14 protein-coding genes and 1 pseudogene are annotated in these 19080 nt (G+C 64.4%); 4 read left to right on the forward strand and 11 right to left on the reverse strand.

Annotation, left to right across the window (positions count from 1 at the left end; all coding sequences use genetic code 11):
* Positions 1-46: 46 nt before the first annotated feature.
* The 6 genes and pseudogenes from ACGHX3_RS16230 to ACGHX3_RS16255 form a co-directional block, all read right to left on the reverse strand.
* Entirely contained in the window at positions 47-1708 is a 1662-nt protein-coding gene (locus ACGHX3_RS16230; protein WP_155944769.1) for a hypothetical protein, read from the reverse strand.
* 614 nt (positions 1709-2322) lie between these two features.
* Positions 2323-4782, reverse strand: coding sequence for a hypothetical protein (locus ACGHX3_RS16235; protein ID WP_155944770.1), 2460 nt, complete (start codon positions 4780-4782; stop codon positions 2323-2325).
* Positions 4783-4922: 140 nt separating this feature from the next.
* Positions 4923-5852 (reverse strand): annotated as a pseudogene (locus ACGHX3_RS16240) (OB-fold nucleic acid binding domain-containing protein); the annotation flags it as partial.
* Positions 5853-5938: 86 nt separating this feature from the next.
* Complete coding sequence (locus tag ACGHX3_RS16245; protein WP_213605299.1) at positions 5939-8410, reverse strand: TonB-dependent receptor; 2472 nt, start codon at positions 8408-8410, stop codon at positions 5939-5941.
* A 44-nt stretch (positions 8411-8454) separates the two neighbouring features.
* Positions 8455-9627: an SO2930 family diheme c-type cytochrome gene (locus tag ACGHX3_RS16250; protein WP_213605298.1), complete on the reverse strand. Its 1173-nt coding sequence runs from the start codon at positions 9625-9627 to the stop codon at positions 8455-8457.
* Positions 9628-9638: 11 nt separating this feature from the next.
* Positions 9639-10874, reverse strand: a complete 1236-nt coding sequence (locus tag ACGHX3_RS16255) for a parallel beta-helix domain-containing protein (protein WP_213605297.1) — start codon at positions 10872-10874, stop codon at positions 9639-9641.
* A gap of 119 nt (positions 10875-10993) precedes the next feature.
* Here ACGHX3_RS16255 and ACGHX3_RS16260 point away from each other — a divergent pair, with 119 nt between their 5' ends.
* On the forward strand, positions 10994-12031 hold the full coding sequence (locus ACGHX3_RS16260; protein ID WP_213605296.1) for an AraC family transcriptional regulator: 1038 nt from the start codon (positions 10994-10996) through the stop codon (positions 12029-12031).
* Between the two features lie 144 nt (positions 12032-12175).
* Here ACGHX3_RS16260 and ACGHX3_RS16265 read toward each other — a convergent pair whose 3' ends face one another.
* From ACGHX3_RS16265 to ACGHX3_RS16285, 5 genes are all read right to left on the reverse strand, one after another.
* Positions 12176-12559 carry a RidA family protein gene (locus tag ACGHX3_RS16265; RefSeq protein WP_213605295.1) on the reverse strand — a complete coding sequence of 128 codons (384 nt, stop codon included), beginning with the start codon at positions 12557-12559 and terminating at the stop codon, positions 12176-12178.
* A 160-nt stretch (positions 12560-12719) separates the two neighbouring features.
* Entirely contained in the window at positions 12720-14891 is a 2172-nt protein-coding gene (locus tag ACGHX3_RS16270) for a RelA/SpoT family protein (RefSeq protein WP_394695585.1), read from the reverse strand.
* A 125-nt stretch (positions 14892-15016) separates the two neighbouring features.
* Complete coding sequence (gene rpoZ, locus ACGHX3_RS16275; RefSeq protein ID WP_162108735.1) at positions 15017-15316, reverse strand: DNA-directed RNA polymerase subunit omega; 300 nt, start codon at positions 15314-15316, stop codon at positions 15017-15019.
* Between the two features lie 222 nt (positions 15317-15538).
* On the reverse strand, positions 15539-16153 hold the full coding sequence (gene gmk, locus ACGHX3_RS16280; protein WP_213605294.1) for a guanylate kinase: 615 nt from the start codon (positions 16151-16153) through the stop codon (positions 15539-15541).
* Positions 16154-16285: 132 nt separating this feature from the next.
* Positions 16286-17146 (reverse strand): YicC/YloC family endoribonuclease, encoded by an 861-nt coding sequence (locus ACGHX3_RS16285; protein ID WP_162336754.1) that lies wholly within the window; start codon positions 17144-17146, stop codon positions 16286-16288.
* Between the two features lie 110 nt (positions 17147-17256).
* Here ACGHX3_RS16285 and rph point away from each other — a divergent pair, with 110 nt between their 5' ends.
* The 3 genes from rph (at position 17257) to rdgB (ending at position 19078) form a co-directional block, all read left to right on the forward strand.
* Complete coding sequence (gene rph, locus ACGHX3_RS16290) at positions 17257-17982, forward strand: ribonuclease PH (RefSeq protein ID WP_062357532.1); 726 nt, start codon at positions 17257-17259, stop codon at positions 17980-17982.
* 107 nt (positions 17983-18089) lie between these two features.
* Complete coding sequence (locus ACGHX3_RS16295) at positions 18090-18488, forward strand: VOC family protein (protein ID WP_394695586.1); 399 nt, start codon at positions 18090-18092, stop codon at positions 18486-18488.
* The gene (gene rdgB, locus ACGHX3_RS16300) at positions 18485-19078 is read left to right on the forward strand and encodes an RdgB/HAM1 family non-canonical purine NTP pyrophosphatase (protein ID WP_213605293.1); all 594 of its coding nucleotides are present in this window, start codon (positions 18485-18487) and stop codon (positions 19076-19078) included. The genes ACGHX3_RS16295 and rdgB overlap by 4 nt, the downstream gene beginning before the upstream one ends.
* Positions 19079-19080: the final 2 nt, after the last annotated feature.

The following is a 19080-nucleotide window of genomic DNA, read 5'->3' on the forward strand; positions in this document are numbered from 1 at the left end:
TCTGCCTGAGCACGCAAGCGACGTGAAACATGCTGATCAGAGACACTCATTCCGGCACCTTCTTTCCTGGTGGCTTGGTCAGTGGGCATCGCTGACGTTGGATAAGCGACAGTTCCAACTCTACAAGCTCTCGAGAGCACGAGGCGGTGGCGCGAAGAACTTGCGCTTCTCGCGGGTCGGTTGCCAGAGCTGCCTGCTCATCCAGGCGCTTGGCATCCTGCTCCACGTTCAGCAAAAAGGAGCTCGATGTACTGTGAAATACACAGGCGCCGCAGATATCCACTCCTGCCAGCTCCCTACGAATTGTCCCCTCCTTGCTACAACGCCCTCTCAAGCCGACCCGCGCGCCAGATTCTTCCGCCCAACAGACCCCATGAGACATCGGGGTTGGCGCGTACCCCCTGCTCTTAAACTGCTTTCGGATTTCGCTTTTCAGGGTCGCTGGGTCGCGATCAGGAAACTCGACGTGCCGCCAGATGCGCTGAATCCAACGATGTACACGCCTCGTCATTGGCCCCCCGGCACCGTCGGAAGTTAGCATCGCATCCAACTGCGCATCCGCGTAGTGGCGCTGGGCTTCTGACATCTCTTGCTCTGGGAAACAATCCGCTCTGTGCCGATGTAGTGCCTCAATTCGATCTGCCTTGTCTCGCATGGCTGGGTCGGTGATGTAGACCCTGGTCGTTTCGAGATCAAAGTGTGCAAGGAACTCCGACAAGGCCTGCAACTTGGGGTGTTCCCATCGATAGAAGTACACCAGCGCAAAGAAACGTCGGAACATGTGAGTCTTGCGTTCAGAATCAGCAACTCCCGCCAGCGAATACAGTTCCCCGCTGTGTTCGTCAAAGGAAAAACCAAACATGGCGCTCGCATCCCCGAGAAGCGCCGCGCTGCCGGGGAAGGAGAACAGCTTCTGGGCACGCCTATCCTGATCCGAGGTTCCGACCTCCTCGCCGGGAAGAGCGGCGGCCCTCAATCTTGTCAGCACGTCCACTGCATGCACCGTCAGCGCTGATGCCGGCATCTTCATCCAGGCATTCCAGGTCTTCTCGATGTAGATGTCCAGGGCATATGCATCGATATCGGGATCAATCTTCTCAAGGCACGCCGCGTAGATGCCCCATGGCCGACTCCCCTCTCCGACTACCTCATTCTTTCTTCTTGCTTGCGTAATGGCAATCAGGACGAAAGCCGCCGTCAAGAGATTCTTCACCAGCAGGGAGATGCTCTCACCGGTTGCAGTGGTGAACGAGGCCACTTCATAGGGAAAGTCCACACGCGACTTTAGCTCTGCGTATCGTTCACGTATCGCTGCATTCACGCGCGTGCTGACGTTCGCCTCGCCTTTGTACTCAGATGCTGTCCCAACAAGCGTCTCTCGCCAGAACGCCACGAGCTCGATAACTGCATCAGCCTTGTTGTAAAGCCACTCAAGCGACTCCGCTAGCAACTTAGCAGCATCCTCCACCGTCAAGTTGGCGGTCCGCCCATCCGGAATCCCGTTGGCAAGGCGCGCATGAAGCCGGGCGTTAGCGAAGGGTTCAAAGCTCAGCCTGTCAAGCGTCGCGGGAAGAATGCAAAGTCCATTCAGTGCACCGAAGCAGTTCTTGAACGACGCCTCGGACCAGGGCTGCATATCGTCGCTTCTCCGTTCCGCCCCGACTGTCACCTTCTGCATCAGACCAGCTATTTCCTTACGGAGGAACATCGGATACTCCCGCGATGTGACTACGTATCCAAGGTAAGAGGAGAGTCGCTCCGAAGAGATGCTGCAAGTCGCCCCATCATGAGATGAAGCAACCTGCAGAAGTAGGGCTTTATCGTCTTCGCAGCGCCTGACTAGCTCCCTCAGCTCGGCCTCCGTGTTTAGGGCGCTGAACCACCCCTTGGGTTGCAACTCGAGCGCCAGCCTCCTCATATCGTCCAAGGTCACATCGGCCAACTTGTAGATCCGATTCTTCACGCACCATGCGAAAAACCTGGACGTATGATTGAGCGAGTTGACCGCTTTACCTAGAGCGTCATGCCCGGTCCCGGCTGACAGAACGTTGCAAAATTGCGCGCGCGCAACATCTACCCAGTGCGGAAATTTCCCAAGAGTGAAGCTTTCCGAGAAGGGTCCGTCAGGACCATTGGCTGGCAGCGGAATTCGGGAGAGGTCGATGAGCCTAATCTTGTCACCGTTGGCCACCCGTAGAACCGGGTCATTCCAATCGCTTAGAATCCTTCTATCTCGTGCAACTCCCGTGGGCCAAGCGCCCTCATCTGAATCTCGGTTTGGCGATGGCGCAATCAAACCAGCGTCAACTTTCACGCCTTTTTTCATACCCTCTGCTCCAGCAAACACGCATACTCGGAGTCCGAGATGAGTGCCCAGAGTGCGGCTGTAAACTCGATCCGTGGAAGATGGACCTTGGAGAATCTCTCCGATGATTCAGCGCGTAATCTTTGCCAGTTCTGTGCGTAGTAGGCCCTCTGTCGAATGAGATGCATGACCCTGATCTTGTCCAGTACCAAAGGCTGCTCTGGGTCAACCATCCAGACGTCACACTCCGGCGGCATCAGACGATCCGTCACCGCACTGTCACTCACGGGAAATAGCAGCCTCTTGTCCACGTACGAAAGAGGCATCCCGCTCTTTGTCACCGCATCCTCGCCACCAGCGGCCCACACAATCGAGGCGCTTAGCACCTTCTGGAACTTCGCAATGTTGGCTGAGTTCAATACCCGAAATACGGTGCCGTCAAGATAGCCCGCAGTTGTCCTGATGCTTGTGTGCCCCAGGCGTCCTTGTGTCGCATGTGGATCGTCATGGCTAAGATAGTCAGCACCCGCGCTCTGATTTCGAAGCTGCTCCCGTGTAAAGTGCGGAAGCTCGTAGTAGGCAATGAATCTCGACAGAATTTTATGGTCTGTACCTCGCCCAAAGACTCGACGGCCCACCCCTTTCTCGATGAAGGTAACAAACAAGCCTGGCGATTCGCGAGACCAGTAGCGATCGACGTTGGCGTTGTGCTCAATCATAAGATCGATGCCAGCCTGAAGGAGCTTATCGACCGGCTCCACACTGGCGTTTTCCATCTCTCCATTTTTTCCCTTCAATGACTGGAACTCCAATCGCGCCCCCTCGCGACGAACCCCATTAGCCTCCAGATGCTTCACCGTGTCGCGATTCCATGAAGTGACTATCTGTATCTTCATTTCAATTGCCAACTGAACCCAGCGTGGCACCCACCAGATCATTTGAATGGCAAAAGAGTAGAATGGTGATGAACGACCTCCGCACCAGTTCACCAGTTCTGGGTACTCTTCGCTGATCCGTCCGAATGCGCGGTTGAAGCGACCTTGGTGGACATTCGAACGAAGCTCCCTATCGCGAGCCTCTCGATAAAGCTCGTGCTTCTGAGCGGCAAAGAAGGTGACTCTTGCAATGTCCTCAGTGGCAGCACCTCTCAGCCATTGCCGGAAATCCTCTCGCCCGTCACCAAGCCCCTTCATTTGATCCACGTAGGACCGGAAAGAGTCATCAACGCCCATCTCACCGGCGCGAAGCATGAATTTCCGCCAGTTGATGAACTCTGCTAATGCATGGTCACACGCATTCTCGATACGCTTCAGCCTATCTTCCAAGTGTTCCGCAGCACGCTCTCTACTCAGTGCGCCATCACCTCCTACGACGTGAATGATTGGAGGGCGGTTCTCCGGCGATATCGCTCCAGGATCGGCAACCTCACTGATGAGTCCGCGACTTCTTCTCGCCCAGTGCTTCGTGCTATCCAGTTGAACCTTGCTCGCACGAGTTCCTAGCGATTGAAATGCGCCATGAAAGGCCTCTTGGAACGCGCTCAGGTAGCCGCTTCTTGACCGCGGCTCTAGAGGGCGGGCATCACAACATGAGATCAGTGCATTGGTGAGAACTTGGAGATCATCTTCCTGAAGAATGTCAGATCGTGAGCTTAGGATTGCACGAACCCTAGCTTGCGAAATGCACGACGTCGCGCAGATCCATTCAACGTGACGCATCAGCCTTTGGAAGTACTGATGACTTACGGGAGTTGGCATCGCATCCAACACTTCCGTCAAGAGGCCGCCCTGCCGAACTCCCAGTTGTTCGAAGTCCACAACGTACCCTGGGTATGTCCTACGTCCGTGGGGGTTGTTCTCTGTCGGGAGGAAGACTAAGTTGCCTTGGCACGCTTTGAATTTGACGGCGGCCGCGTTCATTCTCTCTTGAAGTGCCGCCCACTCCCCGGTTCCAGGGCCGCCGGGAAGTCGCAGCCGTAGCTGCGAGAAGATGACAACCAGGCGCGCTCGTGGCCCCTTTGGCGTTACGCTTATCGCGCTGCTAGAGAAGCCGCGGGCTTCGGCTTGTTCGATGATTGCGCTGGCATGGCAGACTTTCGCTTCGTTACGCTTCTCGCAGATTGCATAGTCTGCGAGGAATGCTTCCATCTTCTTAATCACCGCTTCCATTCTAGAGGGCGGATAAACCCGCCCCACTAGACGCGTCACCAGGGCTTTCAGTGAAGAGCGGGGAAACGCTTCGCTTTCCAAACACTGTGTAGCTCCGACCCACACGAGATCAGCCTGCTCTTTCAATGTGGATTGAATGCGCTCCAGAAGCTTTTCAGTCCATCCACCTGCTGGCCGAAGCAAGGGGATTTGGATCGCGCCACATTTGGTGTGGACAGCCACCGTTGCCTTGATGTCTTTTGGACGGCGCGCCCGAGCGCCTTCCCGCCAGGACTCCTGGATGGCATCTAGTAAGTACGCCAGGAACAACTTGACATGCCATCGAAGGGCACCCCGCTTACTCTGAGCGCTTAAGGTAAGCCCCGCCCTCTTTCCTTCAGGCTTTGGTAGCCTATTGGAGCTCTTCTGCATCGAAAAGGTCTTCTGTGTACGCCCATCGATGCTAACATTCCGGTGCCGACGTCGCCCTGTACCAGCCGCAGCATGGGCGATGGCTTGGCGATGTCCTCGCGGATCTGGGCGAACACGCGCTGCTGTGCCCCCGTCAGCGTGAACGGCAGCGCCTTGACCAGGGCCTTGACCAGCGTGCCCTTGCCCTTCAGCACCGGTGCGCCGTGCTGCTGCAGCGCCAACCGTTGGCGGCGGAGACTGAGGTGATGGGCCAGCAGTTCCTCGATCGCCAGTCGACGTTGTGCGGGGTGCGTGCCCAGTGCGAGGGCCGCGACATCGGCATCGCGTGGTGGGCGATGCATGGTGAGCAGCGAATTGCGTAGCGATGGCAGGCCTAAGCCTTCAAGCAATGTGGCAGGCAGCAGTTCTAGGCTGTCCTCGTCAGGCAAGCGCTCCAGGGCCTGACCGATCAGCTTGCGGATGCTCGCCGGACCGAGGCCTTCCACCGCCGGATACACCGGATCTAGCGCCTCGCCCAGCGCCGCGTCGTCGCCATCGCCCAGCACACGGTAGCTGGGATGGACGATTTCCAGTCCGTGCTGTCCCGGCTTGGGCGTGCCATAGCAGCGGATACGCGCGCCGACGGCGAACTGCGCGACCTGGGCGGCACGGAAATGGAAGAAGCGCAACACCAGCGTGCCGCGCGAATCGTCGCCGACGGCCACCCGCAGCACCGGCCGATAACGGAAACCGCGCTCGACCGCTTCGACGCGCCCCTCGATCTGCGCCGGCACGCCGGGCTGCAGCAACCGGATCGGCGTGATCGCGGTGCGGTCCTCGTAACGCAGCGGCAGGTGCAGCCACAGGTCCTGCATCGTCAACAGACCACGCACCGCCAGCTTTTCCGCCACGCGTGGACCGACGCCCGGCAGACGACTCAGGGGTTCGGCAGAAAGATCGATGGACGGCGTGTCGCGACGTACGGGCATCGCACAAGGATGCCGGGAACCACGCAAAACAAAAACCCCGGCACCTCACGATGCCGGGGCCCACGTCCGACGCGTCGCCGCGCGGCTCAGAACTTCACGGCCACTTCCATGCCATAGGTGCGCGGCTCCGTGATGGTGGCGCCCACCACACCGAGCGGGCCGCGGCCATAGGTGTTCAGCCCCTTCACATACTGGTTGTCGAACACGTTGTTGCCGTAGACCGCCCAGCTCCAGTGCCCCTTGGGCGCGGTCCAGCCGATGCGGACGTCGGTGCGGTCGCGCGCCTCACCGATGTCGAGCAGCGCATTGACACCGCAATCGCCCTGCAGGTCCGAGCCTTCGTTGCAGCGGCTGCGGCCCCGGTAGGCGTGCCGCGCCGAGAAGCGAAGTTCGCCATGACCGGCCAGGTCGACCTTGTACGCCGCACCCATCGAGGCGGTGAAGCGCGGTTCGCCGGTCGGCTCGCCATCCAGGTCCACGCCTTCCGGCGTCACGTAGTCCTTGTACTTGGAATCGATCCACTCGGCCTGCGCGTCCAGCGTGAAGCCGTCGGTGACCTTCCAGCGCAGGTCGACGTCGATGCCGGTCGCTTCCAGATCGCCGGTATCGAAGACGAAGCGCGGGATGTCGACCGGGTTGTTCGGGTCGGGATCGATCAGCCGCACCGACTGGCGGTTGTCGTAGCGGTAGTGGAAGACCGATGCGTTCCAGGCGAAGCGGCCCAGCGACTGCTTGATGCCGGCTTCCAGGTTCCAGACATCCTCGTTCTCGAACGCCGGACCGATCTGCAGGGCGTTGAAGCCGCCTGCCTTGTAGCCCTTGGCCAGCGAGCCGAACACCATGGTCCTGTCGTCGAGGTGGTAATCCACCACGAAGCGCGGGCTGAAGTCGCTCCAGCTCTTCTTGTCGCGATTGGTGATTCCTTTGTTGACGACCGCCGGTGGGTCGACGAAGGCCACCGAGGTGGTGAGGGCGTACATGATCTGGGCCGCGGCTTCTGGCGGAAGATCCACCAGGAACATCTGCGGAATGCCGGCACCGAGGTACGCATTCAGCACCGCATCGAACTCGGCTGCGTTGCGCGGCCCGTTGAACCAGCTGAAGCTCTTCTCGTCGCGGGTGTAGCGCAGGCCGAAGGTCAGGTTCAGCTTGTCGGTCGCACGCCAGATGACATCGCCAAAGGCCGCGTAGGCCGTGGTCTCGAGGGTGTTGTTGAAGACTTCGTTCCAGCCATAACCCAGCAACGACGGCAAACCGTTCGCCTGTCCGATCTGCGACATGACGAACAGCAAGGGCGTACCTTCAGGCGCGAACGGGAAGCCCGCCGGTGCCGCGAACCCTTGATTCGCCAGGATGCTGCCGAGCGCGGTCGTGTTGGTGTTCACCTCGCTGGTCTGCCTGGCGTCTTCCTTGAAATAGCTGGCGCCTGCCACCCAGTCCAGCCGCGCGGTGCTGCCGGCGAACTTGAACTCCTGGTAGAAGGTCTCGTTGCTTTCGGTGTTGACGGAGTCGATGTAGAGGTCGGCGCGGTTGGTGCCGTCTTCCTCGGTCTGGTTCTTCGAGTCGTACTCGCGCCACGACGAGGTCGAAGTCAGGTTGCCCCAGGTGAACGCGTGATCGACGATCAGGTTGACGCCGTCGAACGTGCGCCACTCGGCATTCTCGGCATCGCTGTAGGTCGGCGTCCTGCGCGGATCGAGGTAATCGTCCGGATCCACCGGCACCGGCGGCCGTTGCGGAAACGCCGGCAACGGCACGATGCCGGTGGTGACGCGGCCGTTCTGGTCCAGACTTTCGTGATCCCAGCTCAGCAGCGCGGTGGTGTTGTCGCCCATGCGCAACTGCCATGCCGCGCGCGCGGCCCACACGTTCTCGCCGCCCAGGTCCTTGCCGGTGGCCCCATCCTGGAACCAGCCGTCGCTGTGGTTGAACAGCGCATTCACCCGGAACGCGGAGACGTCGCTGACCGGGATGTTCCACATCGCATCGACGTACTGCTTGCCGTAGTTGCCGAGCCGCAGGCGCAACCTCGCCTCGGTCTCGTCCTGCGGCCGCCGCGTCACCAGCGAGATCGCGCCCGCAGCGGTATTGCGGCCGAACAGGGTGCCCTGCGGCCCCTTCAGCACTTCGATGCGCTCGACATCGAGGAACGGCAGCAGCACGCCACCGCCGCGGCCGCCGTACACGCCGTCGACGAAAATGCCGACCGCCGGATCGGTGCCGATGCCGAAGTCGTTGGTCTCCACGCCACGCAGGCGGAACGACGGCTGGGTCGGCTGGGCGGCGTCCACCACCAGGCCCGGCACGAAGGCGTCGATGTCGCCCAGGTTCTCCGCCGCAACGTCATCGAGCAGTTGCTGGTCGACGACCTGCAGCGCAATCGGCACGTCCTGCAGTTCCTGCTGGCGACTCTGCGCGGTGACGGTGATGGTGTCGAGGTTGGTGGCCTGCTGTTCGCCTTCGGGCGTCGCCTGCGCCCAGGCCGACCCGCTCGCGCCCAGCGCCACGCAACCGCCGAACAGCGCGCGCCGAAGCCCCACGACCAGATTCCGTTGCATCACTCTCATCACGCCCTCCCGGAAGCGTTGTGCGGAAACCGGCCTCAGGTGGCCGGCGGTGGTTCACTTTCCTTACTTGCCGTATCGCAACTGCCTGCCTGCGCGTCGATCCATGCGCGGATCAGTTCGACCCCTTCCCGATGGACGACCGAGCGCCCCAGCTCCGGCATCATGATCGCGGGGTCGTCGCTGTCCAACCGGTAGTCGAAGATGGAATCGGCCGCATGCCCCGGCACGATGTCGTAGCGCCGATTGCCGGTCCCCTTGCCCGCCGCGATCGGCTGCTTGCAGAAGCCCAGCTTCAGCCGGTCCTGCGTGTGCGCACCCAGCCACAGGCCCGAGGTGATCGCCGGGCCGGTGGCGCTGTGGCAATGGCCGCAATTGACATCCAGGTAGGCGCGCGCGCGCGCATCGAGCGGCGCCTGCGCATCCATGGCGTCGACCAGCCGCGGCGGCGACGCAGGCACGCCGGTCAGGTAACCGACGCGCACCAGATGCGCCAGCTGGTTCTCCTTGCCGCCCGCATAGTCGAAGTCGCGGTTCAGGTGCCGCGCCTTCGGACCGATCGGCAGCAGCTTGCGCGACTTGTTGTCGGTGATGTGGCAACCGCCGCACTGGTTCTGGTCAGGCACCTGGTAATCGGCGGACTCGCGCTTGCCCTGCGCATCGACGAGTTCGAGCGCGACCAGGTCGCCGGTGCGCTTCAGCGTCGCCGCCGTCTGCGCGTCGTTCCACACGTAAGGCAGCGCCACCCAGCCCTCCGCCCGGTGCACGAGCAGGCGTGTCTCGATCAGGCGTACCTTGGCCAGATCCAGCGCCTCGCCTTCCAGCGACGACTGCGACGGCGGCGTGCGCGCGACGGACTTGCCATCCCACGGCTTTCCTTCCGGCAGCGGGTAGTAGAACGTCTTGCTGAGGATGGTGCCGACGGGAAAGTCGAAGCTCTGCTCCGCCTGGTACGTCGCCGATGTACCCGCCGGCATCCACACGGTGCGCAGCTTGTGCGCGTAGTCACTGAACAACGGCGTGTTGAGGTCGTAGGGCACCACGCCTTCGTTGAGGCGCAGATGACCGTCTTCGACTCGCAACACCCCCCACTCGTCCAGCGTCGCCGGCTGGCCTTCGGCGAAAAAATGCACCTGCGGTGCCTGCCTGCACGCGGGCAGCGCCGTGCACGCTACCAGGGCGGCAAGCCACATCACCACGCGATACCGCATGCGCGACGGCCTCAACCGCGCTTCAGGTCGACCGCCGGCAGGCGCGGCAGTTCGCAGTCATGGATCTTCGCGTCCTTGTTCGGATTTCTGTAGCCGCCCGGGCCATCGGCGTTGACCACGCCGTTGACGTCGCGCAGGCAGATCTGCGGACCGGTCTTCTTGCCGTCCACCACGCGGTCCTTGTTGTAGTAACCATCCCACAGCACGTCGGGGAAGTTGCCGCGCAGCCCGTAGGTCGCCACCTTCAACGCCTTCAGGTCGAAGCCGTCGGGCGAATCGCCGCCTCCCGACAGGGTATTGCCGTGGATGAAGATGCGCTCCGGATACGGATCGAAGTTGGGCGAGGCGCTGCTGTCCTTGTAGCCGGTGGAATAGACGCTGGAGACGATGATGTTGGCGGTCGCGTTGTCGCGGATCTCGTTGCCGAACACTTCGATGTCGTCGTTGGAATTGATCACGATGCCCGATCCCGCCGGCACGCTGGCCACCGGTGTGCCCTTGGCGCCGAAATTCTCGTGGTTGTTGGCGATCACCTTGTTGTCGTAGACGCGGATGTTGCCGCCCTGCTGCGACAGGCCGGGCATGTTGAAGACCAGGATGCCGCCGGTGTTGCCGGTGGCGACGTTCTCGTAGACATCGGCGTTGATGGTGTTCTCGATCTCGATGCCGGCCACGTTCTGCTCGGCGCGGCTGCGGCGCACGATCACGCCATCGGACTGGCCCACGTAGATGCCGGCATCGGACGCGCCGATCGACACGGTGTCCTCGATCAGCACGTTCTTCGTCAGTACCGGGTAGATGCCGTAGGCGCCGTTCTTCGTGCTCGGGCCGCCGGTCCATTGCACCTTGACGCCGCGGATGGTGATGTTCGACGACTCGCTGATCTTCAGGCCGTCGCCCCTGGAATCCTCGATGGTGAGGTTCTCGATGGTGAAGTCGTCGCCATTGACCAGCAGGCCCTCGGCGCCGGCCTTCTGCCCCTTGAAGCTCAGCACGCTCTTGTCCATGCCGGCGCCGCGGATGGTCACCCCGTCCGCGCGCAGGGTCAGGCTGCGGTCGAAGCTATGGCGGCCGGCCGGGATGTCGATGACGTCGCCCGGCCTGGCATCCAGCAGGCGCTCCTGCAGGGTGGCGGCGAAGCCGGCGTCGGCCGCCGGGGCGCTGGCGGTTTCGGGCGCCTTGGGCTGGCAGGCGCCCACCACGAGCGCCAAGGCGCCGGCCACTGCCACGGACATGATGCGCTGCATGAGTCTCCCCTCCCATACGCCTGCGTAGTGCCCCGCAGTCTGGTGTGCGGGCAGGTGCGACACGGAGGGCGGGAGCGGCATACTACGGGGGGCAAAGCGGACAAGCTGGAGGGGCTCCGATGCGCTGGAAAACCGGACTGGGCAATCGCCTGTCGATCGCCAACCTGCCCACCAACATGCTGTGCGGCCTGGTGCTGCTCGCCGGCGAGTTCGGCGTGAACGCCGAGGGCTGGTTCGCCGGCATGCGGATGAACGTGCAGGAGATCCACGACCCGCTGGCACGCGTGTCCTACCGCCAGGCAAGCGAGATCATCCGCCGCGCCCTGCCGACCCTGCCCATCGACGGCGTCGGCCTGGCCATGGGCGAGAAGCAGAACGGCGGCAACTTCGGCCTGCTGGGGCTGGCGATGAAGACCGCGCCGACGTTCGGCGACGCGGTGCAGATCGGGCTGGAGTACCAGCGCAACCTCGGTCCGCTGATGGACCTGGACATGCAGGACCGCGACGACGGCAGCCTGGCCGTGGTCGCCACCGCGCCGGAAGAAGCCGCCGATCTGCTGCCGTTCCTGTGCGAGGAGATGTTCGCCAGCACGCTGATGCTGGCGCGCGAACTGGCGGGTCCGGAATTCCATCCGGTTCGGCTTGAGCTTGGCTATCCGGCGCCACGTTACGCCGCGCGCTATGGAGACCGGTTCGGCTGCGAGGTGCGTTTCGACCAGCCGCAGCACGCCATGGTGGTGGACCGGCGCTGGATGGAGCTGCCGTTCGCCAGCTACAACCCGGTGACCTCGCGACAGGCGCTCGCGCTGTGCCGGGCGCAACTCACCGCGATGTCGCTGCGCGGCGAGACCACTGCCGCGGTCGAACGCCAGTTGCGGCCGCGCCTGCGCGACAACCCGCAGATGACCGACGTCGCCACCGCCCTGCACCTGAGCGAGCGCACGCTGCGCCGCCAGCTCGCCGAGGAAGGCACCAGCTTCAGTGCCGTGCACGACCGCGTACGCACCGAACGTGCGCTGGAACTGCTGCAGGATGCGGAAACGACCATCGCCAGCGTCGGCAGCCAGATCGGCTTCAACGACGTGCGCGAGTTCCGCCGCGCATTCAAGCGCTGGACCGGACACACGCCGAGCGAGACGCGGCGGTCACCCGCGTAGAGCGGAGCTTGCTCCGCTGCCTTTCATCTCCACACCAGAGTCCGTGCCACGCCTTCGTAAAGCGGAGCCTGCTCCGCTGCTCTTTGTTCCTGCGGCGGACAGTGTGTGGTGCCGAGTGAGCTCGGCACTACGGATACGCTGTCCTCAGTCGAGCACCATCACCGCATCGACTTCGAAGGCCGCGCCCTTCGGCAGGCCCGAGACTTCGATCGTCGAGCGCGCGGGATACGGCGCGACGAAGTAATCCTGCATCACCGCATTGACGGCCGCGAACTGCGACAGGTCGGTCAGGTACAGGCCGAGCCGCACGATGCGGTCGAGCGAGCCGCCCGCCACTTCCGCCACCGCCTTGAGGTTGTCGAATGCGCGACGTGCCTGCGCGGCGATGTCGCCATCCACCAGGTTGCCGGTGACCGGATCCAGCGGGATCTGACCGGAGAAATACACCGTGTTGCCGGCACGCACGGCCTGCGAGTAGGGGCCGATGGCGGCGGGCGCCTGGTCGGTGTGGATGATCTGCTTGCTCATGCGCGACTCCTGTGTGGATACCGGGATTCTACGTAGGGCGGGCCCAGGCCCGCCATCGCAACCGGTCGGATCGCGATGGCATTGGACAACAAAGCAATGCTGCCGAACGACGTCGGCGCGAGCACAGGCACCAACACGGCGGGCCTGGGCCCGCCCTACGTCACTGCCGGCGCACGCCGTGCACGACGTTGAGGCGCCGCAGCCGGCGCATCACTTCCGCCAGATGGTTGCGGTCGCGCACCTGGATCGAGAAGCGCAGCACGGCGACGTTGATGTCGCGCTCCAGATACTCGACGCGCTCGATATTGGACTGGCTCTTGGCGACCGCGGCGGCGACCTGCGCCAGCACGCCGGGTCGGTTCTCCACGTCGATCAGCAGCGCGGCATCGTAGTCGCCGGTGACCTTGGCATCCCATGCGATCGGCACCCAGCGCTCCGGCGACTTGCGGAACTCGGTGACGTTGGGGCAATCCAGCCGATGCACCACGATGCCCTTGCCGGCGGTGTGGTAGCCCATGATCTCGTCGCCCGGGATCGGCTGGCAGCACTGCGCGAAGCTGACCACGCCGCGCTCGCCGCCGGTGATCAGGATCTTCTCCTGCGAATGCTTGGAGTGCCCACCGGCGCGCAGTTCCGCGAACGCAGTCAGCGCCTGCGCCGCCTGCGCCGGCATCCAGTTGCCCAGCGCCACGTCGGCCAGGAAGGCCTCCAGGCGCGGGTACTTGTGTTCGGTGAGGAAGGCTTCCAGACGCTGCTGCGGCAGGCGCTCCAGCGAGCTGTCGAGGTCCTCCAGCGCGCGGTCGAGCATGCGGTGGCCGAGCTGCACGGCGTCCTCGTGCTCCAGCTGCTTCAGCTGGTGGCGGATGGCGGTGCGCGCTTTACTGGTGACGACGAACTCCAGCCACTGCGGCTTGGGTGCCGCGGACTTGGCGGTGATGATCTCCACGCTCTGCCCGCTGACCAGCTTGGTGCGCAGCGGCACCAGCTTCTTGTCGACGCGCGAGGCCACCGCCTGGTTGCCGACGTCGGTGTGCACCGCGTAGGCGAAGTCCAGCGCGGTGGCATTGCGCGGCAGCGACAGGATCTTGCCCTTCGGCGTGAACAGGTAGACCTCGTCAGGGAACAGGTCGACCTTGACGTTGTCGAGGAACTCCAGCGACGAGCCGGCGGCGCGCTGGTTGTCGATCAGTTCCACGATCCACGCGTGCGCGCGGTTCTGCGCGCTGTTCGGCGCATCGGTGCCGAACTTGTAGGTCCAGTGCGCCGCGATGCCGCGCTCGGCGACCAGGTCCATCTCGGTGGTGCGGATCTGCACCTCGATCGGCGAACCATAGGGACCGAACAGTACCGTGTGCAGCGACTGGTAGCCGTTGGCCTTGGGAATGGCGATGAAATCGCGGAAGCGCCCGTCGAGCGGCTTGTACTGCGCATGCACCGCGCCCAGCGCGTGGTAGCAGTCCGGCACCGAATCGACGACGACACGGAAGCCGAACACGTCCATCACGCGGTCGAAGCTTTTCCCTTCGCCGCGCATCTTGTTGTAGATGCTCCAGGGCGTCTTGACCCGGCTGACCAGGCGATGCTCGATGCCTTCCTTCGCCAGCCGCTGCGACAGGTGGGCCTCGATCTGGGCCATGGATTCGCGACGCATCACCGGCTGGCTGCGGATGTGCTTGTCGATCACCGCGTGGCGCCACGGATGCAGCGCGCGGAAGCCGAGATCCTGCAGCTCCGACTTGACCAGGTTCATGCCCAGTCGCTGCGCGATGGGCGCGTAGATCTCCAGCGTTTCGCGTGCGATGCGCCCGCGTGCTTCGCTGCTCTGCGCGCCCAGCGTGCGCATGTTGTGCAGGCGGTCGGCCAGCTTGATCATGATCACGCGCAGGTCGCGCGACATGGCCAGCAGCATCTTGCGGAAGCTCTCGGCGGCCGCTTCTTGGCGGTCACGGAACTTCAGCTTGTCCAGCTTGGTGACGCCCTCGACCAGTTCCGCGACCGACTCGCCGAATTCGGCCGCGATGTCGGCGCCGGTCAGCGGCGTGTCCTCGATGGTGTCATGCAGGATCGCCGCGATCAGCGTCTCGGCGTCCATGCCCAGTTCGGCCAGCACGCCGGCCACCGCCACCGGATGGGTGATGTAGGGCTCGCCGGACTTGCGGGTCTGGCCCGCGTGCGCGGCGGCACCGACTTCCCAGGCGCGCCGCAGCAGCGGCAGCTGCTCCTTCGGCAGGTACGTCACCAGCCGCTCGAACTGGCTGACGTACTCCGGCACGCTCTCGTCACGCGACGAAGCGGGGGTGCGGAGCGCCTTGGCGTTGCGGCCTGAAGTCATGCCGCCAGACTATGCCAGTCACGTCGCCACGGCAACGCGGATCGGCGGCCCCGGAACGCGAAAAGCCCGCTTGCGCGGGCCTTTCGTCGATCATCCGTTCCGATCGGAACGTTAGTCGAAAGCGATCAGTCGTCGCCCTTCGACAGGTCGTCGTCGGCGACCACTTCCGCGGCGGCCCACTCCAGCGCTTCGCGCTCGGCGCGCTCGCGCTCGGCCTTCTCGACGCGGTCGATCAGGTCGTTGTCGATCTTGCGCGCGGCGATCTCGCGCAGCGCCAGCACGGTGGGCTTGTCCTGCGCTTCGGTGTTGTCGATCTGCGCGTCCACACCGTTGGCCAGCTGGCGGGCGCGCTTGGCGGCCATGGTGACCAGCTCGAAACGGTTGTTGACGACTTCCAGGCAATCTTCGACGGTGATGCGGGCCATGCGGGCTCCCGGCGACCGGCTGGCCGCCCAGTGAATACGGAAAGGGGCCGGGATTGTAGGCAGCCGGCCCCGGCATTGCAAGCCTTTCCTTGCAAATCAAGGATTTAAGCGAGATTGCTGGCCCCGATCGCCTTAGAGCGGAGCGGGCTCCGCTGTTTCCACTCCGACCCCACCGACCCAGGCATGCGGAGCCGAGCAAGCTCGGCTCTACCGCGGTGCGCGCTATTCCGCCAGCAGGGCCGCGATCAGGCCGGCATGGCGCACGTCCTGGGCCTCCCGGCGCAGGCGGCTGGCGGTGAAGATGGCGTGCATCTGGGCGACCGCTTCGTCGAACACGTCATTGACAATGACGTAGTCGAACTCGTCGTAGTGCGACATCTCCTCGCGGGCGGCGGCCAGACGGCGCTGGATCACCTCTTCGCTGTCCTGTCCGCGGTTGCGCATGCGCTGCTCCAGCGCGTCGCGCGAGGGCGGCAGGATGAACACGCTGACCGCGTCCGGCACCTTCTCGCGCACCTGGCGTGCGCCCTGCCAGTCGATCTCCAGCAGCACGTCCTTGCCGGCGTCGAGCTGCGGCTCGACCGACTGGCGCGCGGTGCCCTTCCAGTCGCCATGCACTTCCGCGTACTCGAAGAAGTCGCCGGCGCGGATCATCGCCTTGAACTCGTCGGCGCTGATGAAGTGGTAGTGCTGCGCATGCCGTTCACCCGGGCGCGCGGCGCGCGAGGTGAAGGAGATGGACAGCGCGATGTCGGTGTCCCGCGCCAGCACGGCGTTGACGATGCTGCTCTTGCCCGCCCCGGAGGGTGCCGCGACGATGTAGAGGGTTCCGCGCATCAGGGGACCGGGAATGGGGAATGGGGAGTGGGGAATTGTAGAAGCAGCGCAATGCGCACGTCGCAGAAGGCATAGCGAACGGAAGCGCTCTCGCTTCTCCCATTCCCCACTCCCCATTCCCCATTCCCGGTCTTATTCAATGTTCTGCGCCTGTTCGCGGATCTGGTCGATCAGCACCTTCAGCTCCACCGCGATGTTGGTGGTGCGGATGTCGACGGACTTGGAGCCCAGCGTGTTGGCCTCGCGGTTGAACTCCTGCAGCAGGAAGTCCAGCCGGCGTCCCTGCGGTTCCTTCTGGGTGAAGACGCGGCGGATCTCCTTCACGTGGCTGTCGAGGCGGTCGAGCTCCTCGTCCACGTCGAGTTTCTGCAGCCACAGCACCAGTTCCTGCTCCAGCCGGCCCTGCTCCATGTTCTGCGCCACGTCGGCCAGGCGTGCCTCCAGCTTCTGCCGCTGGCCGGCGCGGATCTGCGGGATCAGCGTGCGCACCTCGGCCGCCAGCGCGGCGATGCCGTCCACGCGCTCCAGGATCGCCGCCACCAGCTTGCCGCCCTCGCGCTCGCGCGCGGCGACGAACTGGTCCAGCACCGTGTCCAGCAGCGCCAGCGCCTCGGCCTGCAGCGCTTCCATGTCCACGCCCTTGCTCTGCAGCACGCCGGGGAACTGCAGCAGGTCGGTCAGTTCGGTGCGCAGGTTGGGCACGCGCAGGGCCAGGTCCGCGGCCAGCTCCGACAGCTGCCCCACGACGTTCGGGTTGAGCTGCAGCGCGCCGCCACCTTCCGGCGCCCGCAGGCGCAGGGTCAGGTCCAGCTTGCCGCGCGACACGCGCGAGGCGACGCGCTCGCGCAGCGCCGGTTCCAGCACGCGCAGTTCGTCCGGCAGGCGGACGCCCAGTTCCAGGAAGCGGTGGTTGACCGCGCGCAGTTCGGCCCCCAGCGTGCCGCCGTCGGTGGCGCGTTCGGCGGTGGCGAACGCCGTCATGCTGCGGATCATGTGGAAGCCCATCGGGTCAACGAGCGGCGCATCTTAGCAGCCCCTGCCCCGGGGACCGGGCCCGGCGGGGCGGACTGGTAGACTTCGCCCCCCTCATTGCGGATGCCCCCATGTCCTTTTCCCGCCCCAGCGGCCGCCTGCCCGACCAGATGCGCGATGTGAGCATCCTGCGCAATTACACCCGCCACGCGGAAGGCTCGGTGCTGGTCAGCTTCGGCCACACCCGCGTGCTGTGCACGGCGACGGTGGAGAACAAGGTGCCGGGCTTCCTGCGCGGCAAGGGCGAAGGCTGGGTGACCGCGGAATACGGCATGTTGCCGCGCTCCACGCATACCCGCAGCGACCGCGAAGCCTCGCGCGGCAAGCAGGGTGGACGCACGCTGGAAATCCAGCGCCTGATCGGCCGCACGCTGCGCGCCTGCGTGGACCGCGGCGCACTGGGCGAACGCACCATCACGCTGGACTGCGACGTGCTGCAGGCCGACGGCGGCACCCGTACCGCCGCCATCACCGGCGCCTACGTGGCGCTGGTGGACGCGGTGAACTGGCTGAAGGGCCGCAACGAGATCAAGCGCGATGTGGTGCATGGCGCCGTCGCGGCGGTGTCGGTCGGCATCTACCGCGGCGTGCCCGTGCTGGACCTGGATTACCCCGAAGACAGCGACTGCGACACCGACATGAACCTGGTGATGAACGACGGCGGCGGCTTCATCGAGCTGCAGGGCACGGCCGAAGGGCATGCGTTCCGTCGCGACGAACTGGATGCGCTGCTCGCCCTGGGCGAGAAGGGCATCGGCGAACTGTTCGCGGCGCAGCGCGCGGCGCTGGCCGGCTGATCCCGCACCCCTTGTAGGAGCGTCCCATGGGGGCGATGCTCTTCGATCAGATCATGCAGAAAAGCATCGCACCCATGGGGCGCTCCTACAGAGACAAGGATTTCGTCATGCAGACCCTCAACCTGGTTACCTTGCTCGTCGACGACTACGACCGCGCCATCGCGCATTACCGCGATGCGCTCGGCTTCGAGCTTCGCGAGGACACCGACCTCGGCGGCGGCAAGCGCTGGGTGCGCGTGGCCCCGCAAGGCGAAGGCACGACGGACCTGCTGCTCGCGGTCGCAACAACGGACGAACAACGCGCGCGCATCGGCGACCAGACCGGCGGACGCGTGGGCTTCTTCCTGCAGACCGACGACTTCTGGCGCGACCACGCGCGCATGACCGCCGCCGGCGTCGAGTTCCTCGAGACACCGCGCGAGGAAAGCTATGCCACCGTCGCCGTGTTCCGCGATGCCTACGGCAACCGCTGGGACCTGCTGCAACCCAAGGCTGATCCGCCATGAAACTCGTCCTCGCCTCCTCCAACCAGGGCAAGCTGGAAGAACTCCGCGACCTGCTGGCCGACACCGGCATCGAGCTGGTCGCGCACTCCGACCTGGGCATCGAGGACGCCGACGAGACCGGCACGACCTTCGTGGAGAACGCGCTGATCAAGGCGCGCCACGCCAGCCTGCAGACCGGCTTGCCCGCGCTGGCCGACGACTCGGGCATCTGCGTGGATGCGCTGAACGGCGCGCCCGGCCTGTACTCGGCGCGCTACGCCGGCGAGCACGGCAACGCGGACCGCAACATCGACAAGCTGCTGGATGCGCTGAAGGACGTCGCCGGCGAGCAGCGCGGCGCCCACTTCTACTGCGTGCTGGTGCTGCTGCGCCACGCGCACGATCCGCAGCCGCTGATCGTCGAAGGCGAATGGCGCGGCCGCATCCTGCACGAGCGTCGCGGCAGCGGCGGGCACGGCTACGACCCGGTGTTCTTCGACCCGCAGCGCGGGCAGACCGCGGCGGAAATGCCGCTGGCCGAGAAGAACCGCATCAGCCACCGAGGCAAGGCGCTGGCCGGGCTCAAGCAGCGGCTGCTCGACCTGCCCTGATC

Source organism: Pseudoxanthomonas japonensis (assembly GCF_043632995.1).
In the GTDB taxonomy this organism is placed as follows: domain Bacteria; phylum Pseudomonadota; class Gammaproteobacteria; order Xanthomonadales; family Xanthomonadaceae; genus Pseudoxanthomonas_A; species Pseudoxanthomonas_A japonensis.

Bases quoted from the DNA above. Each gene is read 5' to 3' on its own strand.
- ACGHX3_RS16230 (WP_155944769.1), bottom strand. From the start codon at position 1,708: ATGTTCCTCCGTAAGGAAATAGCTGGTCTGATGCAGAAGGTGACAGTC.
- ACGHX3_RS16245 (WP_213605299.1), bottom strand. From the start codon at position 8,410: ATGCAACGGAATCTGGTCGTGGGGCTTCGGCGCGCGCTGTTCGGCGGT.
- ACGHX3_RS16250 (WP_213605298.1), bottom strand. From the start codon at position 9,627: ATGCGGTATCGCGTGGTGATGTGGCTTGCCGCCCTGGTAGCGTGCACG.
- ACGHX3_RS16255 (WP_213605297.1), bottom strand. From the start codon at position 10,874: ATGCAGCGCATCATGTCCGTGGCAGTGGCCGGCGCCTTGGCGCTCGTG.
- ACGHX3_RS16260 (WP_213605296.1), top strand. From the start codon at position 10,994: ATGCGCTGGAAAACCGGACTGGGCAATCGCCTGTCGATCGCCAACCTG.
- ACGHX3_RS16265 (WP_213605295.1), bottom strand. From the start codon at position 12,559: ATGAGCAAGCAGATCATCCACACCGACCAGGCGCCCGCCGCCATCGGC.
- ACGHX3_RS16270 (WP_394695585.1), bottom strand. From the start codon at position 14,891: ATGACTTCAGGCCGCAACGCCAAGGCGCTCCGCACCCCCGCTTCGTCG.
- rpoZ (WP_162108735.1), bottom strand. From the start codon at position 15,316: ATGGCCCGCATCACCGTCGAAGATTGCCTGGAAGTCGTCAACAACCGT.
- gmk (WP_213605294.1), bottom strand. From the start codon at position 16,153: ATGCGCGGAACCCTCTACATCGTCGCGGCACCCTCCGGGGCGGGCAAG.
- ACGHX3_RS16285 (WP_162336754.1), bottom strand. From the start codon at position 17,146: ATGATCCGCAGCATGACGGCGTTCGCCACCGCCGAACGCGCCACCGAC.
- rph (WP_062357532.1), top strand. From the start codon at position 17,257: ATGTCCTTTTCCCGCCCCAGCGGCCGCCTGCCCGACCAGATGCGCGAT.
- ACGHX3_RS16295 (WP_394695586.1), top strand. From the start codon at position 18,090: ATGCAGACCCTCAACCTGGTTACCTTGCTCGTCGACGACTACGACCGC.
- rdgB (WP_213605293.1), top strand. From the start codon at position 18,485: ATGAAACTCGTCCTCGCCTCCTCCAACCAGGGCAAGCTGGAAGAACTC.